This is a genomic window from Pseudomonas sp. SIMBA_067, assembly GCF_046534675.1.
Taxonomy (GTDB): domain Bacteria; phylum Pseudomonadota; class Gammaproteobacteria; order Pseudomonadales; family Pseudomonadaceae; genus Aquipseudomonas; species Aquipseudomonas putida.
In genome coordinates, this window is the sequence record NZ_JAWRYH010000714.1 from 1 (window position 1) to 260 (window position 260).

Annotated in this window: 1 protein-coding gene; it reads right to left on the reverse strand. The window is 63.5% G+C overall.

What is annotated here, in order from left to right:
- Positions 1-260, reverse strand: a 260-nt coding sequence (locus SB765_RS31010; protein WP_410932673.1) for a DUF1190 domain-containing protein, incomplete at both ends; no start/stop codon positions are given.

Sequence of the window (260 nt, forward strand, 5' to 3'; positions counted from 1 at the left end):
GTGGACGATGCAACGGACACCGGCTTGCTCGAAGAGCGCAGCGTGTTCGAGTAGTTGCTGCTGCCGTACCGGGCCTGGTTCGAGCGGCCGAATGTGGCCCCATTGGACACGCGCTGGTTGAGCGTCGAGGAGGCGTAGTTGCCGCGATCATCGCGATAGCGATACACCGGCTCGGAGCTGTAGCTGTTGCGGTTGTTGCTCAGCATGTTGCCGATCAGCAGCCCGGTCAGCAGACTGCTGGTGGAGAAGCCGGAGCCGCC